Source organism: Paraburkholderia sp. FW306-2-2C-D06C (assembly GCF_058781505.1).
On the sequence record NZ_JBYSWU010000024.1, the window covers coordinates 49,531 to 69,527 of the forward strand.

General features: G+C 62.8%; 17 protein-coding genes. 11 read left to right on the plus strand and 6 right to left on the minus strand.

Annotated elements, in window-relative coordinates; all coding sequences use genetic code 11:
* Positions 1-112: 112 nt before the first annotated feature.
* The 3 genes from prpR to ahpF all read left to right on the plus strand — a co-directional run bounded on the left by prpR (position 113) and on the right by ahpF (position 4,513).
* Positions 113-2,065 (plus strand): propionate catabolism operon regulatory protein PrpR, encoded by a 1,953-nt coding sequence (prpR, locus tag AC3WLT_RS19325; protein ID WP_492593353.1) that lies wholly within the window; start codon positions 113-115, stop codon positions 2,063-2,065.
* 137 nt (positions 2,066-2,202) lie between these two features.
* Positions 2,203-2,766 (plus strand): alkyl hydroperoxide reductase subunit C, encoded by a 564-nt coding sequence (gene ahpC / locus AC3WLT_RS19330; protein ID WP_492593297.1) that lies wholly within the window; start codon positions 2,203-2,205, stop codon positions 2,764-2,766.
* 154 nt (positions 2,767-2,920) lie between these two features.
* Positions 2,921-4,513 carry an alkyl hydroperoxide reductase subunit F gene (gene ahpF / locus AC3WLT_RS19335; protein ID WP_492593298.1) on the plus strand — a complete coding sequence of 531 codons (1,593 nt, stop codon included), beginning with the start codon at positions 2,921-2,923 and terminating at the stop codon, positions 4,511-4,513.
* Positions 4,514-4,741: 228 nt separating this feature from the next.
* On the opposite strand, the gene AC3WLT_RS19340 is transcribed toward ahpF, so the two are convergent.
* On the minus strand, positions 4,742-5,155 hold the full coding sequence (locus AC3WLT_RS19340) for a DoxX family protein (RefSeq protein ID WP_492593299.1): 414 nt from the start codon (positions 5,153-5,155) through the stop codon (positions 4,742-4,744).
* A gap of 71 nt (positions 5,156-5,226) precedes the next feature.
* On the minus strand, positions 5,227-5,952 hold the full coding sequence (locus AC3WLT_RS19345; protein ID WP_492593300.1) for a pirin family protein: 726 nt from the start codon (positions 5,950-5,952) through the stop codon (positions 5,227-5,229).
* Between the two features lie 131 nt (positions 5,953-6,083).
* Here AC3WLT_RS19345 and AC3WLT_RS19350 point away from each other — a divergent pair, with 131 nt between their 5' ends.
* Positions 6,084-6,974, plus strand: coding sequence for a LysR family transcriptional regulator (locus AC3WLT_RS19350; protein WP_492593301.1), 891 nt, complete (start codon positions 6,084-6,086; stop codon positions 6,972-6,974).
* A 134-nt stretch (positions 6,975-7,108) separates the two neighbouring features.
* Here AC3WLT_RS19350 and AC3WLT_RS19355 read toward each other — a convergent pair whose 3' ends face one another.
* Positions 7,109-8,125, minus strand: a complete 1,017-nt coding sequence (locus AC3WLT_RS19355; protein ID WP_492593302.1) for a 1-aminocyclopropane-1-carboxylate deaminase — start codon at positions 8,123-8,125, stop codon at positions 7,109-7,111.
* Positions 8,126-8,283: 158 nt separating this feature from the next.
* Between AC3WLT_RS19355 and AC3WLT_RS19360 the strand changes: the two genes are divergently transcribed.
* The 4 genes from AC3WLT_RS19360 to AC3WLT_RS19375 all read left to right on the plus strand — a co-directional run bounded on the left by AC3WLT_RS19360 (position 8,284) and on the right by AC3WLT_RS19375 (position 11,547).
* A complete protein-coding gene (locus AC3WLT_RS19360) occupies positions 8,284-8,793 on the plus strand; it encodes an Lrp/AsnC family transcriptional regulator (RefSeq protein ID WP_492593303.1) in 510 nt (169 codons plus the stop codon).
* A gap of 136 nt (positions 8,794-8,929) precedes the next feature.
* Positions 8,930-9,433: a peptide-methionine (R)-S-oxide reductase MsrB gene (gene msrB / locus AC3WLT_RS19365; RefSeq protein WP_492593304.1), complete on the plus strand. Its 504-nt coding sequence runs from the start codon at positions 8,930-8,932 to the stop codon at positions 9,431-9,433.
* A gap of 44 nt (positions 9,434-9,477) precedes the next feature.
* Positions 9,478-10,224, plus strand: a complete 747-nt coding sequence (gene msrA / locus AC3WLT_RS19370; protein WP_492593305.1) for a peptide-methionine (S)-S-oxide reductase MsrA — start codon at positions 9,478-9,480, stop codon at positions 10,222-10,224.
* Positions 10,225-10,650: 426 nt separating this feature from the next.
* On the plus strand, positions 10,651-11,547 hold the full coding sequence (locus tag AC3WLT_RS19375; RefSeq protein WP_492593306.1) for a MipA/OmpV family protein: 897 nt from the start codon (positions 10,651-10,653) through the stop codon (positions 11,545-11,547).
* 116 nt (positions 11,548-11,663) lie between these two features.
* On the opposite strand, the gene AC3WLT_RS19380 is transcribed toward AC3WLT_RS19375, so the two are convergent.
* Complete coding sequence (locus AC3WLT_RS19380) at positions 11,664-12,623, minus strand: LysR family transcriptional regulator (RefSeq protein WP_492593307.1); 960 nt, start codon at positions 12,621-12,623, stop codon at positions 11,664-11,666.
* Between the two features lie 151 nt (positions 12,624-12,774).
* Here AC3WLT_RS19380 and AC3WLT_RS19385 point away from each other — a divergent pair, with 151 nt between their 5' ends.
* The 3 genes from AC3WLT_RS19385 to AC3WLT_RS19395 all read left to right on the plus strand — a co-directional run bounded on the left by AC3WLT_RS19385 (position 12,775) and on the right by AC3WLT_RS19395 (position 15,938).
* On the plus strand, positions 12,775-13,974 hold the full coding sequence (locus AC3WLT_RS19385; protein WP_492593308.1) for an amino acid aminotransferase: 1,200 nt from the start codon (positions 12,775-12,777) through the stop codon (positions 13,972-13,974).
* A gap of 107 nt (positions 13,975-14,081) precedes the next feature.
* Entirely contained in the window at positions 14,082-14,873 is a 792-nt protein-coding gene (locus tag AC3WLT_RS19390; protein ID WP_492593309.1) for a class II aldolase/adducin family protein, read from the plus strand.
* Positions 14,874-14,954: 81 nt separating this feature from the next.
* Entirely contained in the window at positions 14,955-15,938 is a 984-nt protein-coding gene (locus AC3WLT_RS19395; protein ID WP_492593310.1) for a 2-dehydropantoate 2-reductase, read from the plus strand.
* 371 nt (positions 15,939-16,309) lie between these two features.
* Here AC3WLT_RS19395 and AC3WLT_RS19400 read toward each other — a convergent pair whose 3' ends face one another.
* Positions 16,310-18,340, minus strand: a complete 2,031-nt coding sequence (locus AC3WLT_RS19400) for an AI-2E family transporter (protein WP_492593311.1) — start codon at positions 18,338-18,340, stop codon at positions 16,310-16,312.
* 140 nt (positions 18,341-18,480) lie between these two features.
* Positions 18,481-19,761, minus strand: coding sequence for a DUF445 domain-containing protein (locus AC3WLT_RS19405; protein ID WP_492593312.1), 1,281 nt, complete (start codon positions 19,759-19,761; stop codon positions 18,481-18,483).
* Positions 19,762-19,997: the final 236 nt, after the last annotated feature.

Sequence of the window (19,997 nt, forward strand, 5' to 3'; positions counted from 1 at the left end):
GAACAATCAGTAGGTTAGGCGGTAGGGCGTGGCACGGTGGTTCATGGCAGAATGGCCGGCGTGTTCCATGAAACGTTTCATGGAACGTTTCAGCTACGAATGGAGTGTCGCGGTGTCCACTTTCACGCCGTCCCTTGCCAACCCGAATCCGGGCCGCCCCGGCGTTGCTCTCGTCAGTATCAGCCGCCTGCAGACGTTGTGCGAAACGGTTGCGCCGCGCTACGCCGGGCGCGCCAGGTTTTTCCCGGTCCGCGAAGGCTACGGCGCAGCCGTCACCGCGTTGCAGGCTTATGTCGATGCCGGCGCGGTGGACGTCGTCCTCGCGGCCGGATCGAACGGCGCCTACCTGCGCGATAACCTGAGCGTGCCGGTCGTGATGGTCAAGGTGAACGGCTTCGACGTGCTGAGCGCGATCACCCGCGCCACCACCACATGGCCCGGCGCGCAGATCGGCCTCGTGCTGCATGAAACGATCTCGCACGAACTCGCCGACCTCGGCGCGTGGCTGAATGTCGGTCTGCGGCAGCGCGCGTACCGTTCGGTCGACGAAGTGCGGCTCGCCGTCGACAACCTGGCCGCCGCAGGTTGCAGCGTCATCATCGGTCCGGGCATGGCATGCGATTTCGCCCAGCAAGCCGGCCTGGAGAGCGTCTTTCTGTACTCGCTCGGGGCGGTTGAAGAAGCGTTCGAGCGCTCGGTCGAACTGGCGCGCGTGAGCCGTCAGAAGGAATCGAAGCGCGTGCGTCTGAACACGATCGTCGCTCACCTGCGCGACGGCGTCGCCGCCTTCGACGACGCCGGTCAGCTCGAAGCCGTCAATCCGGCGATGCTCGATCTGCTCGGCCTCGACCGCGAACAGGACGTGCCCGCGCAACTGGCGCGCGCCGTCGGACCGCTGCTGCGCGAGACGCTCGAGCACGACGCGCCGGTCGAAGAACGGATCGAGCAGATCGGCGGCCGTGCGCTGATCGTCAACTGCGTGCCGATCGTCGAGCAAGGTTTGCGTTCCGGTTCGGTGGTGACGGTGCAGGATGCGCTGATCGCGCAGCGGATCGACCGCTCGCTGCGCACCAGCCAGCGGCCGAAGCAACTGGTCGCGCGGCGCAGTCTGGACGATCTGGTCGGCGGCTCGGCGGCGCTCGAGCGGGTGCGGCGGCTCGCGCGCGCGGGCGCCGCGCACGACGCGACCGTATTGTTGAGCGGCGAAAGCGGCACCGGCAAGGAACTGGTCGCGCAGGGCATCCACAACGCCAGCCGGCGGCGCGGCAATCCGTTTGTCGCGTTCAATTGCGCGGCGCTGCCCGAAGGGCTGATCGAGAGCGAACTGTTCGGCCACGAGGAGGGCGCGTTCACCGGCGCGCGGCGCGGCGGCAAGCCGGGCCTCTTCGAGATCGCCCACACCGGGACGATTTTCCTCGACGAGATCGGCGAGATGCCGGCGGCGCTGCAAAGCCGTCTGCTGCGCGTGTTGCAGGAACGTGAAGTGATGAAACTCGGCTCGGGGCGCGCGACGCCGATTGACGTGCGGGTGATCGCCGCCACTCACCGCGATCTGCATGCACTGGTCGAACAGGGTGTGTTCCGCGCGGATTTGTATTTTCGTCTGAACCTGCTTCAGATAGAATTGCCGCCGCTGTGCGAACGACGCGGCGACGTCGCTCAACTGGCGCGGCACTTGTTAAGCCGCAGCGCGCTCCAATACGGGCTGCCGGATGCGGCGCTCGAGCGTGTGCTGGCGTTCCTCACGCCGTTGTTCGAGCACTATGCGTGGCCCGGCAACGTCCGGGAGCTGGAGAACCTGCTGGCGCGCGCCGCGATCTACCTGAGCGATCCGGCCGGCGAGGCCTGGCAGGATCGGCAAGCGGTGTTTCCTGAATTCGGGCGGATGAAGCAGGCCGCGGCGCCAGCCTCGGCGCCCCATCTCGCTGATGATGCTCCGGCCCGCAGCACCCCGACCCGCGAGGACGCCATGCGCGCTCTTGAAGAGGCTGGCGGCAACCGAGCCGCGGCGAGCCGGGCGCTGGGAATCGGCCGCACGACCCTTTGGCGGCTTATGAAAGACTGATCCGGCGCGATAGCTGTCGGCGGGTCGATAAATAGCGTAAAACTATTGCTATGATTAACACAATCCGCTTTACCTATTAAGCGACGTCTGACATACTGACTCCACTTTCCAACCACTCAGCAAAGAGGACTCAGCAAATGCCGATCATCAACAGTCAAGTCAAACCGTTCAAGGCACAGGCTTATCACAACGGCGATTTCGTGACCGTCACTGAAGAAAGCCTGAAGGGCAAGTGGTCGGTATTCGTTTTCTACCCGGCTGACTTCACGTTTGTTTGCCCGACCGAACTGGGCGACCTGGCCGATCGTTACGCCGAATTCCAGAAGCTCGGCGTCGAAATCTACAGCGTGTCGACCGATACGCACTTCACGCACAAGGCATGGCACGACACGTCGGACACGATCCAGAAGATCAAGTACCCGATGCTGGCTGACCCGACGCTGGCAATTTCGCGCAACTTCGACGTGCTGATCGAAGAAGAAGGTCTGGCGCTGCGCGGCACGTTCGTGATCAACCCGGAAGGCGAGATCAAGCTGTGCGAAATCCACGACAACGGTATCGGCCGTGACGCCGGCGAACTGCTGCGCAAGGTGCAAGCTGCACAATACATCGCGGCTCATCCGGGTGAAGTTTGCCCCGCCAAGTGGACGCCGGGCGCTGAAACGCTGACCCCGTCGCTCGACCTGATCGGCAAGATCTAAGGTCCAGGTCCCACCGCAGTAAGCGCCGCGCTGCGGCGCATCTCCGTGCGGATCGCTTCATGGAGCGGTCCGCGCGTCCCCGGGCTGCACGCTTCCTATCCGGATGTGTGCGGCGCCCGGGACCCAACACCCCTCGTCACGGAATCGAATAGCCATGCTTGACGCCAATCTCAAGACTCAGTTGAAAACGTACCTCGAAAAGGTTAGCAGGCCTATCGAGATCGTCGCCTCGCTCGACGACAGCGCGAAATCGCAGGAGCTGCTGGCATTGCTGAACGATATCGCTTCGCTGTCAGAGCGTGTTTCCGTGATCGAGCGTCGCGGCGACGACGAACGCAAGCCGTCGTTTTCGATCGGCGAGCCGGGCAAGGATGCGGGCATCCGTTTCGCCGGCATTCCGATGGGGCATGAATTCACGTCGCTCGTCCTCGCGCTTTTGCAGGTCGGCGGCCATCCGGTCAAACTCGACGATGCGGTGATCGAACAGATCCGCAACCTCGACGGCGACTATCGATTCGAAACGTATTTTTCGCTGTCGTGCCAGAACTGCCCGGAAGTCGTGCAGGCGCTGAACGTGATGGCGCTGATCAACCCGCGCATCCGCCACGTGGCGATCGACGGCGCGCTGTTCCAGAACGAAGTCGAAGCGCGCCAGATCATGGCGGTACCGACTATGTTCATGAATGGCGAAGTGTTCGGCCAGGGCCGCAGCGGCGTGAAGGAAATCCTCGCGAAGCTCGATACCAACGCCGGTGCGCGTGCGGCGAAGGAGCTGGAAAAGAAGCCGGTGTTCGATACGCTGATCGTCGGCGGCGGTCCCGCGGGTGCGGCGGCCGCGATTTACTCGGCGCGTAAGGGCATTGCGACGGGTGTGGTTGCGGAACGCTTCGGCGGCCAGGTGCTCGATACGCTGGCGATCGAAAATTTCGTCTCCGTGACGGAAACCGAAGGGCCGAAGTTCGCGACGGCGCTCGAACAGCACGTGAAGAGCTACGAAGTCGACATCATGGACGTGCAGCGCGCTGAAGCGCTGATCCCGGGCCGCATCAACGAAGTGCGTCTGGCAAACGGCGCGGTGCTCAAGGCGAAGACCATCATTCTGGCGACCGGTGCGCGCTGGCGCGAAATCAACGTGCCGGGCGAGCGCGAGTATCGCAATCATGGCGTGGCGTACTGCCCGCATTGCGATGGTCCGCTGTTCAAGGGCAAGCGCGTCGCGGTGATCGGCGGCGGCAATTCGGGCGTCGAGGCGGCGATCGATCTCGCGGGTATCGTCCGTGAAGTGACGCTGTTCGAATTCGGCGCACAACTGCGTGCCGACGAAGTGCTGCAACGCAAGCTGCGCAGCCTCGCCAACGTGACGATCGTGACACAGGCGCAGACCACTGAAATCACCGGCGACGGCAAGAAGGTCAACGGTCTGGCTTACAAGGATCTGCGTTCGGGCGAAACGAAGAAGGTCGAACTGGAAGGCGTGTTCGTGCAGATCGGCCTCGTGCCGAACACCGAGTGGCTCAAGGGCACGGTGGAGTTGTCGAAACACGGCGAGATCGTCGTCGACGCACGCGGCGCGACCTCAGTGCCGGGCGTGTTCGCCGCCGGCGACGTAACGACCGTGCCGTTCAAGCAGATCGTGATTGCCGTGGGCGAGGGCGCGAAGGCATCGCTCAGCGCGTTCGATCATCTGATCCGCAGCAGTGATGAAGACGAAGTGGTCAGCGAGGCTGACGCAGAGCTGGCGGTTTGATGGTTTTGTTTTAGGCAGTGGACGGCGGCCTTTGCGGGCCGCCGCGTGATGAACCCGCGTGTGGTCGCGCACTATCAGGGCAACATGGCGCAGTCGAATATCCGGCCGGCGATGCGCGAGCGTGTGCTGGCGCAGTTTGCCGGCTAGCGCGAACCCGCAGGTAATAAAAAAAAACGCCGCCCGGTTTACGCCGGGCGGCGTTTCTTTATCGGAGATTGAAGCGTGACTTCACCGCCGGTCGAACGAGTATTTTCCCGCTCCGGTCACGCACAACAGCAGCAATCCGCCGATGACGCTAATGTTCTTGTAGAAGTGAATCATGTTGTCGTACTGCACCGCGCCAGTCATGTTCCAGTAGTGGTGGCCGATGAGCGCCGTGCCCAACGTATAGAGCGCGAGCAGCAACGCGAGCGGCCGCGTATAGAAGCCCACCACCAGCGCGATGCCCACGACCAACTCCATCACCACGGCGATGATCGCGGACAACCCGGGCATCGGCGCGCCGCTCGACGTCATATAGGCGACGGTGCCTGAAAAGCCCGTCAGCTTCGACCAGCCGAACATCACGAACAACACCATCAACAGAATGCGGGAGACGAGAATCAGTTCGTCTTTACGGTTTTCAAATAGCGTGTAGCGCATGATTTTTTCTCGATAGGGCAGAAAGAGGTGAGGCTCGCCGCACACTTCGCGGCGAACCCCGATGAAGCCGATTAAGACCAGAGGTCCGACATTTCGATGTTACGCAGATCGAACACCAGCACTTCGGCGTCTTTACCTTGCGTGAAGGTCAGCGCTTCTTCGCCGCGGACCCGCGCACCATCGCCCTCGCCAAGTTCGACGCCGTTCACCGTCACGCTGCCGCGCGCCACGTGCACATAAGCATAGCGGTTGCTGGCGAGTTCGAGGCGGGCAGTTTCGTCGCCGTCGAAAAGGCCGGCATAGACGCGCGCATCCTGTTGCAGCGCCAGCGATTCGCTCGCACCATCCGGCGACAGCACCAGACGCAGCACGCCGCGCTTCTGATCCGCACCGAAGTGGCGTTGCTGGTAACGCGGCGGCGTGCCTTTTTGTGCCGGCGCAATCCAGATTTGCAGGAAATGCACGGGGTCGCTTTTCGAATGGTTGTATTCGCTATGCGCAACGCCGGTACCTGCGCTCATCAACTGGATGTCGCCTGGCACGATCACCGAACCGGTGCCCATCGTGTCCTTGTGTTCAAGCGCGCCTTCCAGCACGTACGAAAAAATTTCCATGTCGCGATGCGGGTGCTTGCCGAAGCCTTGTGCCGGCGCGACGCGGTCGTCATTGACCACGAGCAGGTCGGAGAAGCCGTTCTGCTTCGGGTCGTGGTAGTTCGCGAAGGAAAACGTATGACGTGAGCTGAGCCAGCCGTGCTCCGCGCGGCCGCGTTGATTGGCGTGTCTGATATCGAGCATCGTATTTCTCCCTGGTTTGTGCGATCCGGCCAGATGTTTGTCCGCGATCAATGAAGGAGAGTGTAGGTCAATCTGGGTGTATATAATCGCGTCCATATAGGAAACACTGTCACGTATGGGTGGACAATATAATGCAACTCGATGACATGCGGATCTTTGTCGCCACGGTCGACGCCCATAACTTCACCGCGGCGGCCAACCGGCTGTCGCTATCGAAGCAGTTCGTCAGCCGGCGCGTGATGGCGCTGGAAGAGGCGCTCGGCGTGCAGTTGCTGATCCGCAATACGCGCAAGCTCGCCGTGACCGAACTGGGTCAGGAGTTTTACGAGCGCGCGAGGCGCATCCTGGGTGAAGTGGAGGATGCCGAGCAGGCGATGTCGCTGCGGCGCGCCGGGCCGCGCGGTTTGTTGCGGGTCAGCGCGCCGATGTCGTTCGGGATGATGCATCTGTCCCCGCTCGTGGCGATGTTTCTACGCAAGCATGGAGATGTGCGGTTCGATATGGAACTGAGCGATCGCACTGTCGATGTGGTGGGCGAGGGCTTCGACATGGCGATTCGGATCGGCACGTTGCCGGACTCGACGCTGATCGCGCAGAAGCTCGCCGATGTGCGGATGGTCGCCTGTTGCAGTCCCGCTTATGTGCGTCGGCGCGGGGCGCCCAAAGTGCCTGCCGATCTGGAGCGGCATTCCTGCTTGCTGTATGGGCACGGTGGGGTGGTGAGCTGGGAGTTCGTTGTCGATGGGGCGGTCAAGAGTTTTGAAGTGCGGGGGCCGCTGCGGGCGAATAACGGGGACCTGATTCGCGATGCGGCTGTAGCTGGATTGGGGATCGTTCGGCTTCCTGATTTCATTGTGGCCGATGCTATCAGGAGCGGTCAGTTGGTGACCGTGCTGGATGAGTTCCTGCCTCGAGTGTCGACGGCTTACGCTGTGTACCCGCAGCATCGGCAGAGTTCGGTGACGATTCGGGTTTTTGTTGCTTTTTTGCGGGAGCAGTTGGGGAAGGTTCTGGTTTCCTGATTCCGGCGGCGCTGCGCGGGCAGAAGGGTACTTCTCGCAGATTGGGTTGGCTCGATTGCTCCCGGCTGCTAACCCATGGCGGCGCAAGCAGTTCGCTTTGCGCCGCCGTTTGCAGCTTTCTGCTGCCTGCTGATTTACCCGTTGCGGAAAATGAAGCTGTAGCCGTTCAGCGCCGGCACGCCGCCCAGGTGGGCGTACAGCACGCGTGAACCTTCCGGAAATTCGCCCTTGCGTACCTTGTCGATCATGCCGTGCATCGATTTGCCTTCGTACACGGGATCGGTCAGTACACCCTCGAGGCGCGCGCACAAACGGATCGCCTCGAGCGTGCCTTCGTTCGGCAAACCATACTCCGGACCGCCATAGCGTTCGTCCAGCACCACGTCCTTGCCGGTGATGTCGCGTCCGAGGCCGACTTTTTCTGCCGTCTGTCTGGCGATTCGCGTGATCTGCTCGCGCGTCTGCGCAGGTTTCGCGGAGGCGTCGATGCCGATCACGCGTTCAGCGCGGTCATCCGCAGCAAAACCGACCACCATGCCGGCCTGTGTGCTCCCTGTCACCGAACACACCACGATGTAGTCGAACTTGAAACCGAGCTCGGTTTCCTGCTGCCGTACTTCTTCCGCAAAGCCGACAAAACCGAGGCCGCCCAGCGGATGATCGGAGCAACCTGCCGGAATCGCGTACGGTTTGCCGCCGGCGGCCCGCACGCTTTCCAATGCGTCTTCCCAGCTCTTGCGAAAACCAATGTCGAAACCGTCCGCTACCAGCCGCACGTCGGCGCCCAGAATGCGCGACATCTGGATGTTGCCGACGCGGTCGTACACGGCGTCCGAATAGTTGACCCAGTTCTCCTGCACCAGCACGCACTTCATCCCCAGATGCGCTGCGACCGCCGCCACCTGGCGGGTCTGATTCGACTGGATCCCGCCGATCGATACCAGCGTGTCGCAGCCCTGCGCCAGCGCCTCGGGAATCAGATATTCAAGCTTGCGTGTCTTGTTGCCGCCAAACGCAAAACCGCTGTTGCAGTCCTCGCGTTTCGCATACAGCTGTACCTTGCCGCCAAGGTGGTCGCTCAGACGCTTCAGCGGCTGGATCGGCGTCGGCCCAAAAGTCAGCGGATAGCGAGGGAATCGTTGCAGGTTCATAGCAGCTCCGGTTGTAGGTTTGACGCGAACAGCAAGCTTTCGCGTTAAACAGATGGTAGGTAAAAGTGCTGGAAATGAGCTTGCTAAAAAATTCCACTGGACCTACTTTAAAGATTGATGAAAATAAAATAACTTAATAAAACTTCGTATGGAAACCCATGAACGCAACAAAAATTCGTAGCGTATCGACGGCTGAAACCGATCCGCTCCAGGCGCTCGATCGCATCGACCGCGCGATCCTGCGTCAGCTGCAAACCGATGCGTCGATTTCGAACGTCGCGCTCGCGGCTAAAGTGAAGCTGAGCGCGCCGGCCTGTTTGCGGCGCGTGGAGCGGTTGAAGGAGTCCGGCCTGATTCGCGGCGTCGTCGCGTTGATCGATCCGAAAGCGGCGGGCGCGGGGATGCTGGTGATCATCGGCGTGGTGCTGGATCGCTCCACGCCGGAGTCGTTCGCGGACTTCGAGAAAGCCGCGCAGAAGGTGCCGGGTTGCATGGAGTGCCATGTCGTCACCGGCGAGTTCGACTACTTCATGACGATCCGCACACGTGACAGCGACAGCTTCAATCGCCTGCACGCGGAGCAGTTGCTGTATCTGCCGGGCGTGCGCCAGATCCGCTCGTTCATGGTCCTCAAGGAGATCCTGTCGACCACTAAATTTCCGCTCTGACTGCTGCCTTCACGCGAAAAGACGCGCATGCTGTCATAAAACCCGCACTGAGCCGACTAAGCATCGGGACCACTCGCGGGAGGCGCCGGAGGCGCGGGAACGGGGTGAATGGAGCAGATTTTCCGGGGCGATCATCATGGCTTGCAGCAGACGGATATTCTTCAGATTAATCGGTGCGGCTTCGCTGGCCGGCGGTACCTCGGCATGGCGCGCAGCCTTCGCGGCAGGCGCAAACGCAGCGGCGGCCTACGAAGTCACACATAGCGAAGCCGAGTGGCGCAAGCTGCTCACCGACGCGCAGTACAACGTTCTGCGCGAAGCCGGCACGGAGCGGCCCTACAGCAGCCCGCTAAACAACGAGCACCGCGGGGGCACGTTTGCATGCGCCGGCTGCAAACTGCCGCTGTTTTCTTCGAAGACCAAGTTCGACAGCGGTACGGGCTGGCCGAGTTTCTGGCAGCCACTGGATCATGCGGTCATTACCCACTCCGACAAGTCGTTCGGCATGACGCGCGAGGAGGTGTTGTGCCGGCGTTGCGGCAGCCACTTGGGCCACGTATTCGACGATGGACCCAAGCCGACCGGTCTGCGTTATTGCATGAACGGCCTGGCGCTGGTCTTTACGCCGGCGACGGCATGAGCAGGCGTCGCACGGAGCGAGCCTATCCAATCAGGACGACCATCATGAGCATCGGAAAACGCATCATCGGCGAACCGGCCCGCTCGCGCGTAGCGGCCATCGTGCTTTCGCTTGGACTGTGCGCGGTGGCGTTGCTGTGGACGCAGCGTGTGGCGTTCTCGTCGGAGGCCGCAGTCGTGATCGCACCGCCCGCGCTCGACGAACCAGTTTCCGCAGCCACGTCGCACGAGGAGACTGCCGTGTTCGCGGGCGGTTGCTTCTGGGGCGTGCAGGGCGTGTTCCAGCACGTGCGCGGCGTCACGAAGGCCGTGTCGGGCTATTCCGGCGGCCAGCGCGATACCGCGCAGTACGAAACCGTCAGCGGCGGCAACACCGGCCATGCCGAATCCGTTCAGGTCACCTTCGATCCGGCCAGGGTGACCTATGGCCAGTTGCTGCAGGTGTACTTCTCGGTGATTCACGACCCGACCGAGCTGAATCGCCAGGGGCCCGACAGCGGCACGCAATACCGTTCAGCGGTGTTCCCGCTCAACGACATGCAACGGCGCGTCGCGCAAAGCTATATCGGGCAACTCGACAAAGCGCATGTTTTCTCCGCGTCGATCGTCACGAGGACGGAGCCGTTCAAGGGCTTCTATCCGGCTGAGTCTTATCACCAGAACTACCTGACGCTGCATCCCAACTCAGCGTATATCGCGATCAACGACATGCCGAAGGTCGCGAACCTGAAGCGCCTGTTCCCAGCTTTGTATCGTGACAAGCCGGTGCTGGTCGAAGCGGCGCAGCAGTAGAGCGGTCATTGCGCAACTCCACCGGGTGCTCTCCGGCGCCGCATCGAGCGGCGCCGTTTTTTTGGGGGGCACCCCACTGTTGCTTAATCACTGCTTGCGGCATGGCCCACGTCCATGCGTTCGTCATCCGGATCGAATATCACCCAACTGAGCATGCGGATCAGCGATTAGGCCCGCATTTTGCGCAAGCGTCTGCGTCGGCAAATCTCTCGCACGTGTCTGTTCATACGAAAGCCCGGATTGACGTGCCGAAGCAGTTCCGGACAGCGTATTTTGACGAATTGTGCGTGTCGTTCACTGAAAAAGTTACGCGCCGGGGAGTAGTGCGGCGGGCGTTCGGATGTTTTCAATTCATTGGAGACACGTTGTCGCGGACACCGGGCGAGAACATCAACCCTTTTGCGATATGCGAGATCGGAGGTTAGGGTGTTGAACAGCCGTGGAAAGCGGATCGGCAAGTTTCGCGATAAACGAACAGGCGTTGCGGCAACTTCTCTGGTCGCCGTGGCCATTGGCGGCATTGCCGGATTACCGGTAGCGGCTTCGGCCCAAACGCCTTCGCCGTTGGGTGAATGGCAGTACGCCGCCGGCATTGCGCTGCAAAAGATGTGGCAACCCGACATTCCGGACTGGCAGGTGCGTGTCGGCGCGGCCACGTCGTTCCAGCCACGCTATGAGGGCTCGCAGCGTTATCACATCATGGCCGGTCCGAGCGTCGACGTGCGTTACAAAGACCTGTTTTTCCTCTCCAGCGGTGAAGGCTTCGGGGCCAACTTCGCGCAAGGACCGAACTGGCGCGCCAGTATCGAAGCGGTCTACGATCTCGGGCGTCGCGCTCATGACGATCCGCAGGAACTGAACGGCCTCGGCAACATCAATCCGGCGCCGGGTGTCAAACTGTCGGGCGAATATGTCGTGTCGAAGAATTTCCCGCTCGTGCTGCGCGCCGACGTCAGACGCTACTTCGGCGGTTCGAATGGCTGGATCGGCGACCTCGGCGCTTACCTGCCGATGCCGGGCAGCACGCAAAAGTTCTTCTGGTTCGCCGGACCCAACGTGACACTCGCGGACTCCACTTACATGAATAGCTGGTTCGGCGTGAATCAGCATCAGGCGGCGCACTCGCAATACCCGCAGTATCACGCGAGCGCGGGCTTCAAGTCGGTAGGCTTCGGCGTCAGCATGGTGTGGCTGTTCGACAAGCACTGGTTCGCGACCGCTGACGGCGCGTTCGAACAACTCGTTGGCAGCGCTGGGGACAGCCCGGTCACGCAGCGACAGGCCAATGGCGTGTTGGATGTTTCTTTGAATTACCGGTTTTAGCCCAAAAGCACAAGCATGCCGCCGACACCGCGGCCCGGCATTTCCAGCCAGCGCCAGTTGTTCGCGCTATGTCTGCTGCCGGAGCGGTCCTGATTCGGCGTGAACAGGACCTGAAGTCAAAAGTCAGCCGGAAGCCGCCCTCGCCTGGGTTTCGTCTCGGCCTGCGTGTCGCGGTCCCAGCGCTTTAGCCACGGCGTGATGAAGTCGGCGAAACCATCCGCCGGCGGCGACAACGCACGTTCGGTCGAGCGATAAACGCACACCTCGCGGATTGTTTCGGGATCGACGATCCGCCTCATCGCCAACCCGAACGTCCTGGCGAGCGGCGCCACGTAGGCGGGCGCGAGCGTCACGGCGAGCCCTTGCGCGGCAAGGCCGAACGCGGTGGTGACGTTGTCCACCACGTCTACTGGAATGATGCGCGTCTCGGCCGGCAGATTGGCCAGCATCTGTTCGACTGCGCGCTCGTGATCGCGCCCGGTGGCGGCGATCGGCACATCGCGCAGATGCTGCCACAGCAACCGGCGCCGCGCGTTCAACGGATGCGACGGCGCGCACCACATCACCCACGGGCTCGCAAACGCCGGATCGCAGCGGACCCGCGTGCCGCTCTGGCGGTCGGGACCGATCGCCAGATCCACGTCGCCGCTCTCCACACGCTCGACCAGTTGCTCGACCACGGTGTCGAAAATGCGCACCACCACCTTGGGTTTATCGCGCGCGTACTCGGCGATGGCCGCCGGCAGCGCGGTCGCCGCGATCACCAGCGGCGCGCCGACCCGCACGATGCCGGCGGCGCGGTTGCGGATATCGTCGGCGGATTGGGCGGCCGCGCGCACATGGCGCAGCACCGATTCGGCCGACGACAGAAAATCCTGTCCCGCGCTCGACAGATTCACTCGCCGCGTAGTACGGTCGAAGAGACGAAAGCCCAGTTCCGTTTCCAGTTCGGCGAGCAACTGGCTGACGGCCGACGAAGTCAGTCCGAGCCGCTCCGCCGCCGCGCCGATACGATGTGAATCGACGATGGCGAGAAACGCTTCGAACTGCCGGATAGTGACGCGAGTGAGAGGCATGAGGCGATTCTAAAGAAAAACTTACGAATCGTGAAAAAACGATTGATTGTGCCCGGCAGCCGCCTGGCCGACACTCGTTCTTCTCGACACCCGAATCCAGCGCCGCATTAGACTTCGTCTTTCTGCAACGGCCCATACTCAAGGAATGACCATGTTCGACCATATCCCCGCTTACCCCGGCGACCCGATCCTGAGCCTGAACGAGGACTTTCAACTCGACCCGCGCCCGAACAAGGTCAACCTGAGCATCGGCATCTACTTCGACGATGCCGGCAAGCTGCCGGTGATGGACGCCGTGCGCCGCGCCGAAAGCGCGCTGCTCGAAGCGATCGGGCCGCGCTCCTATCTGCCGATGGCCGGCTTGCCGCAGTATCGCGACGCGGCTCAGGCGCTGGTGTTCGGCGCCGACAACGAAGCGCGCGCGGCCGGCCGGATCGCGACTTTGCAGACGATCGGCGGCTCGGGCGCGCTGAAAGTCGGCGCCGATTTTCTGAAACGCTATTTCCCGGCCTCGCAGATCTGGATCAGCGATCCGAGCTGGGAAAATCATCGCGTGGTGTTCGAAGGCGCGGGGCTCACGGTCAACACCTATCCGTACTACGACGAACACACCGGCGGCTTGCGTTTCGCCGACATGCTCGACACGATCGGCCGCTTGCCGGAACAGAGCATCGTGCTGCTGCACGCGTGTTGTCACAACCCGACCGGCGTCGATCTGAACCCGGCCCAGTGGGACGAACTGGCGCCGGTATTGCTGCGGCGCAACCTGATTGCATTCGTCGACATGGCGTACCAGGGCTTCGGCGCAGGTCTGGAAGAAGACGCGGCCTGTGTCCGTTTGCTGGCCGCGGCCGGCGTGCCGTTGATGGCGGCCAATTCGTTCTCGAAGAATTTTTCGCTGTACGGCGAACGCTGCGGCGCGTTGAGCGTGGTCTGCAGGAGCGCGGAAGAGGCCGGCCGCGTGCTCGGTCAATTGATGTCGACGGTGCGCGCGAACTACAGCAATCCGCCGACGCACGGCGCGCGACTCGTTGCCAATGTGTTGTCCGACACGTCGTTGCGTGCCTCCTGGGAGGCGGAACTCGGCGCCATGCGCGAACGGATTCTCGCGATGCGCGAGACGATTCACGCGGGCCTCGCGGGCCGCGTCGATGAAGTGATGCGCGCACGGTACGTCGCGCAGCGCGGCATGTTCACCTATACCGGCCTGAGCGAAGCACAAGTCGAGCGCTTGCGCAGCGAATACGCGGTGTATGTGCTGCGTTCCGGGCGCATGTGCGTAGCCGGTTTGAATGCGCGCAACGCGGACTATGTGGCGTCGTCGATAGCGGCGGTGGTCGCGGGCGCATAGCGGCTGCTTGTTGCCGCTTGTCGCTGCTCGTCGCTGCCTGTCGCTGATCTTGCCGCTTGCAGCTGATCATTGCCCGCGCGAATGAAACGACAAAAATGGAGACCCTGATGACTACCCTCGAATTGCCGCCGGCAACCGCACCGAAACACGCCGCAATGCATCCCGACGAATGGCAGGCACGCGTGCAACTGGCTGCGTGCTACCGCATCTTCGATATGCTCGGCTGGACCGAGATGATCTACAACCACATCACGTTGCGTGTGCCGGCGAGCGTCAGCGGGGGCGAACGGCATTTTCTGATCAACCCGTTCGGCCTGCACTACAGCGAGGTGACGGCAAGCAATCTCGTGAAGATCGACGCGCAAGGCCATGTGCCCGATAACTCGCCCTATCCGGTGAATCCGGCGGGGTTCGTCGTGCACGCGGCGATTCACGAAGGCTTGCCCGATGCGCACTGCGTGATGCACACGCACACCACGGCCGGTGTCGCGGTGGCCTGCCTCGAAGACGGCTTGCAGCAAACCAATTTCTATAGCGCGCAATTGCACGACCGCGTTGCTTATCACGACTTCGAAGGCATCACCGTGCATGCGGAAGAAGGGCCGCGGCTGCTCGAGCATATCGGCAACAAGCAGGCGGTGATTCTGCGCAACCACGGTCTGCTGGCATGGGGCCACACGCTGCCGCAAACCTTCGCGGTGCTGTGGACGCTCAACCGTGCGTGCGAGATTCAAATGGCGACGTTGTCGATGGGCCGCGCGCGGCCGGTTCCCGAGGAGGTGGCGATCCGCAGCTCGCGCGACGCGTTGCAGTTCGATCCGCGTCACGGTGCGGGGCAGGACGTGTTCGACGCCTTGGTGCGGCGGGTGGACCGCATCGACGCCAGCTATAGGGATTGAGACAGAAGGATTGAGGCATGACGATTGAGACCAAAGGATTGAGACGCGCATCAGCGCAGGATCAAAGCGAGGATTGAAACAATGAAAGTAGGTATCTACGGTGCGGGCGCAATTGGCGGCTGGATCGGCGTGAAGCTCGCGCAGGCCGGTCACGGCGTGAGCGTGGTGGCGCGCGGCGCGACGCTTGCCGCGTTGCGGCAACACGGGTTGCGCCTGATCGAAGGCGGCGAGACGCATACCGTGAAGGTGAACGCGAGCGAGCACCCGGCGGAATTGGGCGCACAGGATCTCGTCGTGGTGGCGGTCAAAGGGCCGGCGATGGCGTCGGTGGCCGTGCATATTGCGCCGTTGCTGAACGCGCAGACGACCGTGCTCACCGCGATGAACGGCGTACCGTGGTGGTTCTGCGACGGGCTCGGCCGCGAATTCGCCGGCAAGCGGCTCAAGTCGATCGACCCCGAAGGCGCGATTGCCGCTGCCATTCCAACCGCGCAGACGATGGGCTGCGTCGTGCATGCCAGCTGTCTGGTCGATGCGCCCGGCGTCATCAAGCATCATCAGGGCAATGGGCTGATCGTCGGCGAGGCGTCCGGGCAGCCGAGCGAGCGCGCCAGGGCGCTCACGGCGACGCTGGCCGCGGCGGGTTTCAATGCCTCGATGTCGGGGCAGATTCAGCGCGACGTCTGGTACAAGCTGTGGGGCAACATGACGATGAATCCGATCAGCGCGATCACCGGCGCGACTACGGACCGGATTCTCAGCGACGAACTGGTGCGCGGCTTCGTCACGAGCGTCATGCTGGAGGCGAAGGAGATCGGCGCGCGTTTCGGTATTCCGATCGAGCAGGCGCCGGCGGATCGGCACGAGGTCACGCTGAAACTCGGCGCGATGAAGACATCCATGCTGCAAGATGTGCAGGCAGGCAAGGCGGTTGAACTCGACGCGCTGGTGGCAGCGGTGCGCGAGTTGGGACAACTGACCGGCGTACCGACGCCGTATACGGATGCATTGCTAGGCCTCGCGCGTTTGCATGCGAGCACGCTGGGGTTGTATCCGGGGCGTTAAAGCGTACCGGCAGGGTGAGCCGTCCCGCGTCGACTGCGCGGGACGGTTTTGTCATGTGCGTTCCCCGTTGCTTCAGACTCACGCTTCACGCAGTCAAAGCAGATGCAGACGGAAGCCGCGCCGCTCATGCGTGCCTCCAGGATTTTCGATGCGAATGATTTCCCGCCGCGGCTTCAGCCCTCTTCGGAGGCGGTGCGAATCGATGGGTGAAGTATGAAGGAGGGGCGCGCTGTGTCTGTCCTCATTTTGGGTACAGGAGGGGTTTGGCGCGCAGGGCGGAGCAGATTGGCACGCCGTTTATAAACGGAGAAGGCCGTGAGACACGGGCGTGTCCCACGGCCTTCTCCAATAGCGCTGACCGGCGACTATGCTTAGTCGGCTCCGGCTCCGGCTCCGGCTCCGGCTCCGGCTCCGGCTCCGGCGGCACCGATTGCGGCCCCGGCCGTATGCGACGGCTGGCGCGGGTACGGCAACGAGGCCGCTGCCTGGCACTCTTCGATCATCGCGCGGAACGTCGGCGCCGAGTGTGAAGCGCCGGTCGCCCCCGTTTCGGCGCCGCGTTCCGATGCGCCGTCGCCGTCGCCGACGCCGTCGCCGACGCCCACGATCACCGTCGCCCGCGGCCGCCATTCGCGCGTGCGCCGCAGCATATTGCGCAGATACGGCGGCGAATCCGGCGCGTCGAGCGAGACGATGCAGATGATCGGCGCGTCCCTGAAGCTCGGTTCGTCGGCACGCGCGCTGCGATACCCCGAGTGGGTGGCCATCATCGGTGCGAGGTTCTGGCGCGCAAGCAATTGCACGGCGATCGCCGTGGTCACTTCGTCAAACGCGCCGCGTCCGGGCACACATAGCACCGACGTTTTTTCGGTTTCCTGATGCGCCTGCAAGCGGGCCGAAGTGTAGCCGTCATGCCGCTCAGAAAGATCCGCTGATGCCGACGCCAATGCGGACCCAGCGGATTCGGCAGGCTCCGTGCGCGACAGCCGATCCGGCACGCCGTCCGCGATTTCCAGGTTCTCGACGATATCGACCAGCGCGTCGTTGATCCGCGCCAACTGCTCAGGCATCAGCACACCGCGCATCGCGTCGTTGCGGGCGAGCTTGAGCCCTTCCAGCGCGACTTTGTCGTAGTAATCGATCAGCGACATCTCGCGCAGGAGCCGCTCGGCCTGCACGATGGCTTCATGCGGATCGTCCGCGAGCAGCCGCTGATAGAAATTCTGCGCGGGCGTGAGCGCCGGCTGATCGCCCAGCAGCACGGTCAGGAAGTTCAGCCGGTCTGCGTAACGGCCCAGCGTGACGACGCACAAGGTGAGCGGCGTCGACAGCACGAGCCCGATCGGCCCCCACAGCCAGCTCCAGAAAATTGCCGCCACCACCACGGCCAGAGGTGACAGGCCCGAGCGATGACCATACAGAAACGGCTCGGCGATCTGCCCGGCCACCACGTCGACGACGATGAACAGGATCAGCGTGTAGACGGCCATGGTCCATTGCGGCTGAATGGCGGCGGCGAGAAACACGGCAAGAATCGCGGCGATCCAGATGCCGATGTACGGCACGAAGCGCAGCAACGCGGCGATCACGCCGAACAGCAGCGCGCCCGGCACGCCGATGATCGCGAGACCGATGGCGATGATCCCGCCCGCGCCGAGGTTCAAGCCGAGTTGCGCAACGAAGTAGCGGCTCAGACGCCCGGCGGCATCGTTGATCGCGGTGGTGGTGCGATGCAGATCGCGCGAGCCGAATAGACTGATCAAACGGTCGCGCAGATCTTCGCGTTGCAGCAGGATGAAGATCGTCACCACCAGCACGATGAAAGTGGTCTCGATCGGCGCGATGGCCGGCGACAACGCGCGTTGGGCGAGTTGCAGCGGAGTCGGCGACGGCTCGTGGACTTCGACCGGCGTCGGCACGGCGGGCGCGTTGCGGGCGGCACGGCCGGTCGGGCGCGGCGGGGTCGGCCGCGTCGGCGCGACGCGTTGCAGCGTAGCGGCGGCGCGGGTCATCAGCGTATCGGCGCGCCCAACGGTCTTCTCCTGCACCGTCTCGATCTTCTGTTCGATGGCCACCTGATACTGCGGCAGATCGCTCGCCAGCTGCACGAGCTGCGCGCCGATCAGCCCGCCGACGGCCAGCAAGGTGGCGAGGGCGAACAGCACCGCGATAAAGATCGACGGCAACTGGCCCATGCGCAGCCGCCGTAACGCCTGCACCAGCGGCGCAAGCAGAAAGCTGAGCAGCACCGACAGCGTGATTGGGATCAGCACCGCGCGCCCGAAGTAGAGCGCGCAAACCACCACCACGCCGGTGACCACCGAGACCAAACCATGCAGACCCGGCGTCCCTGGCGGGTATACGCGGTTCGGCCGCTCCCGCGGCGGTAAGGATAATTTCATGAGCAAAACGTTCCGATGTAGTGGCGCCGTCGCTTCATCGACGGCGCGCGAGGATGGGCCGGCGGCAGCCGATAGAGTGCTTCAGCAATTCGTATGCCTGGATTGTAGGCGTTTTGATGGGCGCGAGTCTTACCCTATTCTTACCCCATGTGCATCCGCAACAGTTCGAGCAGTTGCGAGCTCGCATAGAGCAGCAGGCCGATAAAGCCGCCGACCATCGTCCCGTTGATGCGGATGTACTGCAAGTCCTTGCCGATGTTCAGCTCGATTTGCCGTGACATCTCGCGTGCATCCCAGTTCTTCACCGTGTCGCTGATGTGGCGCGTGAGGAACTGGGCGAAGTCCGGTGCCATTGCGCGCGCCGCTTCTTCCAGATGGTCGTTCAGCGATTGGCGCAGCGCCGGATCGTACGCCAGTTCGCGGCCCACCCATTGGCCCATCGCGACCACTCTCGCGTGCAATGCCGAATCGCCGCTGTCCAGATCGCGCTTGAGCCACGCGCGCAATTCGGCCCACATGTCCTTCACATAGGTGCTGAACGCGTCGCCTTCCACCAGGTAACGTTTCAGTTCCTCGCCTTTTTGCAGGAACGCCGGATCGGTCTTGAGCCGCGCGATCAGCCGTTGCACGGCTTCGTCGAACTTCTGGCGAAGCTGATGAGCCGGGTTGTCGCTGATCTGCTCGAGCATCCGGTTCACCACGTTGGCGATCGTCTCGGCGCCTTGTTCGGCGATCCACGCGGACGGCAGGATCTTTTCCATCGTCGGATATTCGCTCCTGACCCAATCGACGATGCGCTCGGCGATGAATTCACGCGCCTGTGGCTCGCGCAGCAGCGCTACGACCTGCTCGATGCCGGCGTCGAGCAATTCCTGGTGACGGCCGTCTTTGGTCAGCGTGTCGAGAATCGCGCCCAGCGATTGGGACAGATCCACTTTCGCGAGCACGTCGCGCAAGGCGTCCTTGATGAAGACCTGGATGCGCACGTCGTCGGTCAACTCGAGGATGCCGCCCGTCAGTTTGACGACGTAGTCGCCCAAACGATCGGTGTTGGCGGGCGTGGTGAGCCATGACGTAATGCTTTGCGCCGGATTGTGTTTCCGGATCAGCCCGACGATCGACGACACATCCAGAAACTTGTCCTGCACAAAGACCGCGAGGTTGTCGGCGATCTTGTGCTTGTTCTTCGGAATGATGGCCGTGTGCGCGGACACGATCGGGATCGGCACGCGGCGAAACAGCGCGACCACCGCTAACCAGTCGGCGAGCGCGCCGACCATTGCGGCCTCGGACACCGCCTTGATCCCGTCGACCCAGACGCCGCGCGGCATGAAAGCCGTCACGACGAAAATGCAGGCAGCGGCCAGCAGCAACAGCAACGGATTGCGCTTGGCCTTTTTCAGCTCGGTCTCTTTGTTCATAGGCAGCAGGGCAGCGGAGTCTGTTCGATTGGAATGCGATTGAGTTGATGCAGCACGGTTGACGCTCGACACGCGGGTCCGGAAACGCGAGTGTAGCGCCGCGGTTCCGGCAGTGTGTCCTGCGCTCAGCGCGTCGTTTGTCCCGGCGGCGCGGTAACATCTGCGGTTAGACTGCGGGGCGACGACGCAGCGACGACGCAGCGACGATTGAGCAGGTCAATCGGGCAAGCACCGGA

Excerpts from the sequence above, each read along its gene's own strand:
- AC3WLT_RS19345 (WP_492593300.1), bottom strand. The coding sequence starts at position 5,952 with ATGCTCGATATCAGACACGCCAATCAACGCGGCCGCGCGGAGCACGGC.
- msrA (WP_492593305.1), top strand. The coding sequence starts at position 9,478 with ATGAGCATCGGAAAACGCATCATCGGCGAACCGGCCCGCTCGCGCGTA.
- AC3WLT_RS19340 (WP_492593299.1), bottom strand. The coding sequence starts at position 5,155 with ATGCGCTACACGCTATTTGAAAACCGTAAAGACGAACTGATTCTCGTC.
- AC3WLT_RS19385 (WP_492593308.1), top strand. The coding sequence starts at position 12,775 with ATGTTCGACCATATCCCCGCTTACCCCGGCGACCCGATCCTGAGCCTG.
- AC3WLT_RS19405 (WP_492593312.1), bottom strand. The coding sequence starts at position 19,761 with ATGAACAAAGAGACCGAGCTGAAAAAGGCCAAGCGCAATCCGTTGCTG.
- AC3WLT_RS19350 (WP_492593301.1), top strand. The coding sequence starts at position 6,084 with ATGCAACTCGATGACATGCGGATCTTTGTCGCCACGGTCGACGCCCAT.
- AC3WLT_RS19360 (WP_492593303.1), top strand. The coding sequence starts at position 8,284 with ATGAACGCAACAAAAATTCGTAGCGTATCGACGGCTGAAACCGATCCG.
- AC3WLT_RS19395 (WP_492593310.1), top strand. The coding sequence starts at position 14,955 with ATGAAAGTAGGTATCTACGGTGCGGGCGCAATTGGCGGCTGGATCGGC.
- AC3WLT_RS19380 (WP_492593307.1), bottom strand. The coding sequence starts at position 12,623 with ATGCCTCTCACTCGCGTCACTATCCGGCAGTTCGAAGCGTTTCTCGCC.
- msrB (WP_492593304.1), top strand. The coding sequence starts at position 8,930 with ATGGCTTGCAGCAGACGGATATTCTTCAGATTAATCGGTGCGGCTTCG.
- AC3WLT_RS19355 (WP_492593302.1), bottom strand. The coding sequence starts at position 8,125 with ATGAACCTGCAACGATTCCCTCGCTATCCGCTGACTTTTGGGCCGACG.
- ahpC (WP_492593297.1), top strand. The coding sequence starts at position 2,203 with ATGCCGATCATCAACAGTCAAGTCAAACCGTTCAAGGCACAGGCTTAT.
- ahpF (WP_492593298.1), top strand. The coding sequence starts at position 2,921 with ATGCTTGACGCCAATCTCAAGACTCAGTTGAAAACGTACCTCGAAAAG.
- AC3WLT_RS19400 (WP_492593311.1), bottom strand. The coding sequence starts at position 18,340 with ATGAAATTATCCTTACCGCCGCGGGAGCGGCCGAACCGCGTATACCCG.
- AC3WLT_RS19390 (WP_492593309.1), top strand. The coding sequence starts at position 14,082 with ATGACTACCCTCGAATTGCCGCCGGCAACCGCACCGAAACACGCCGCA.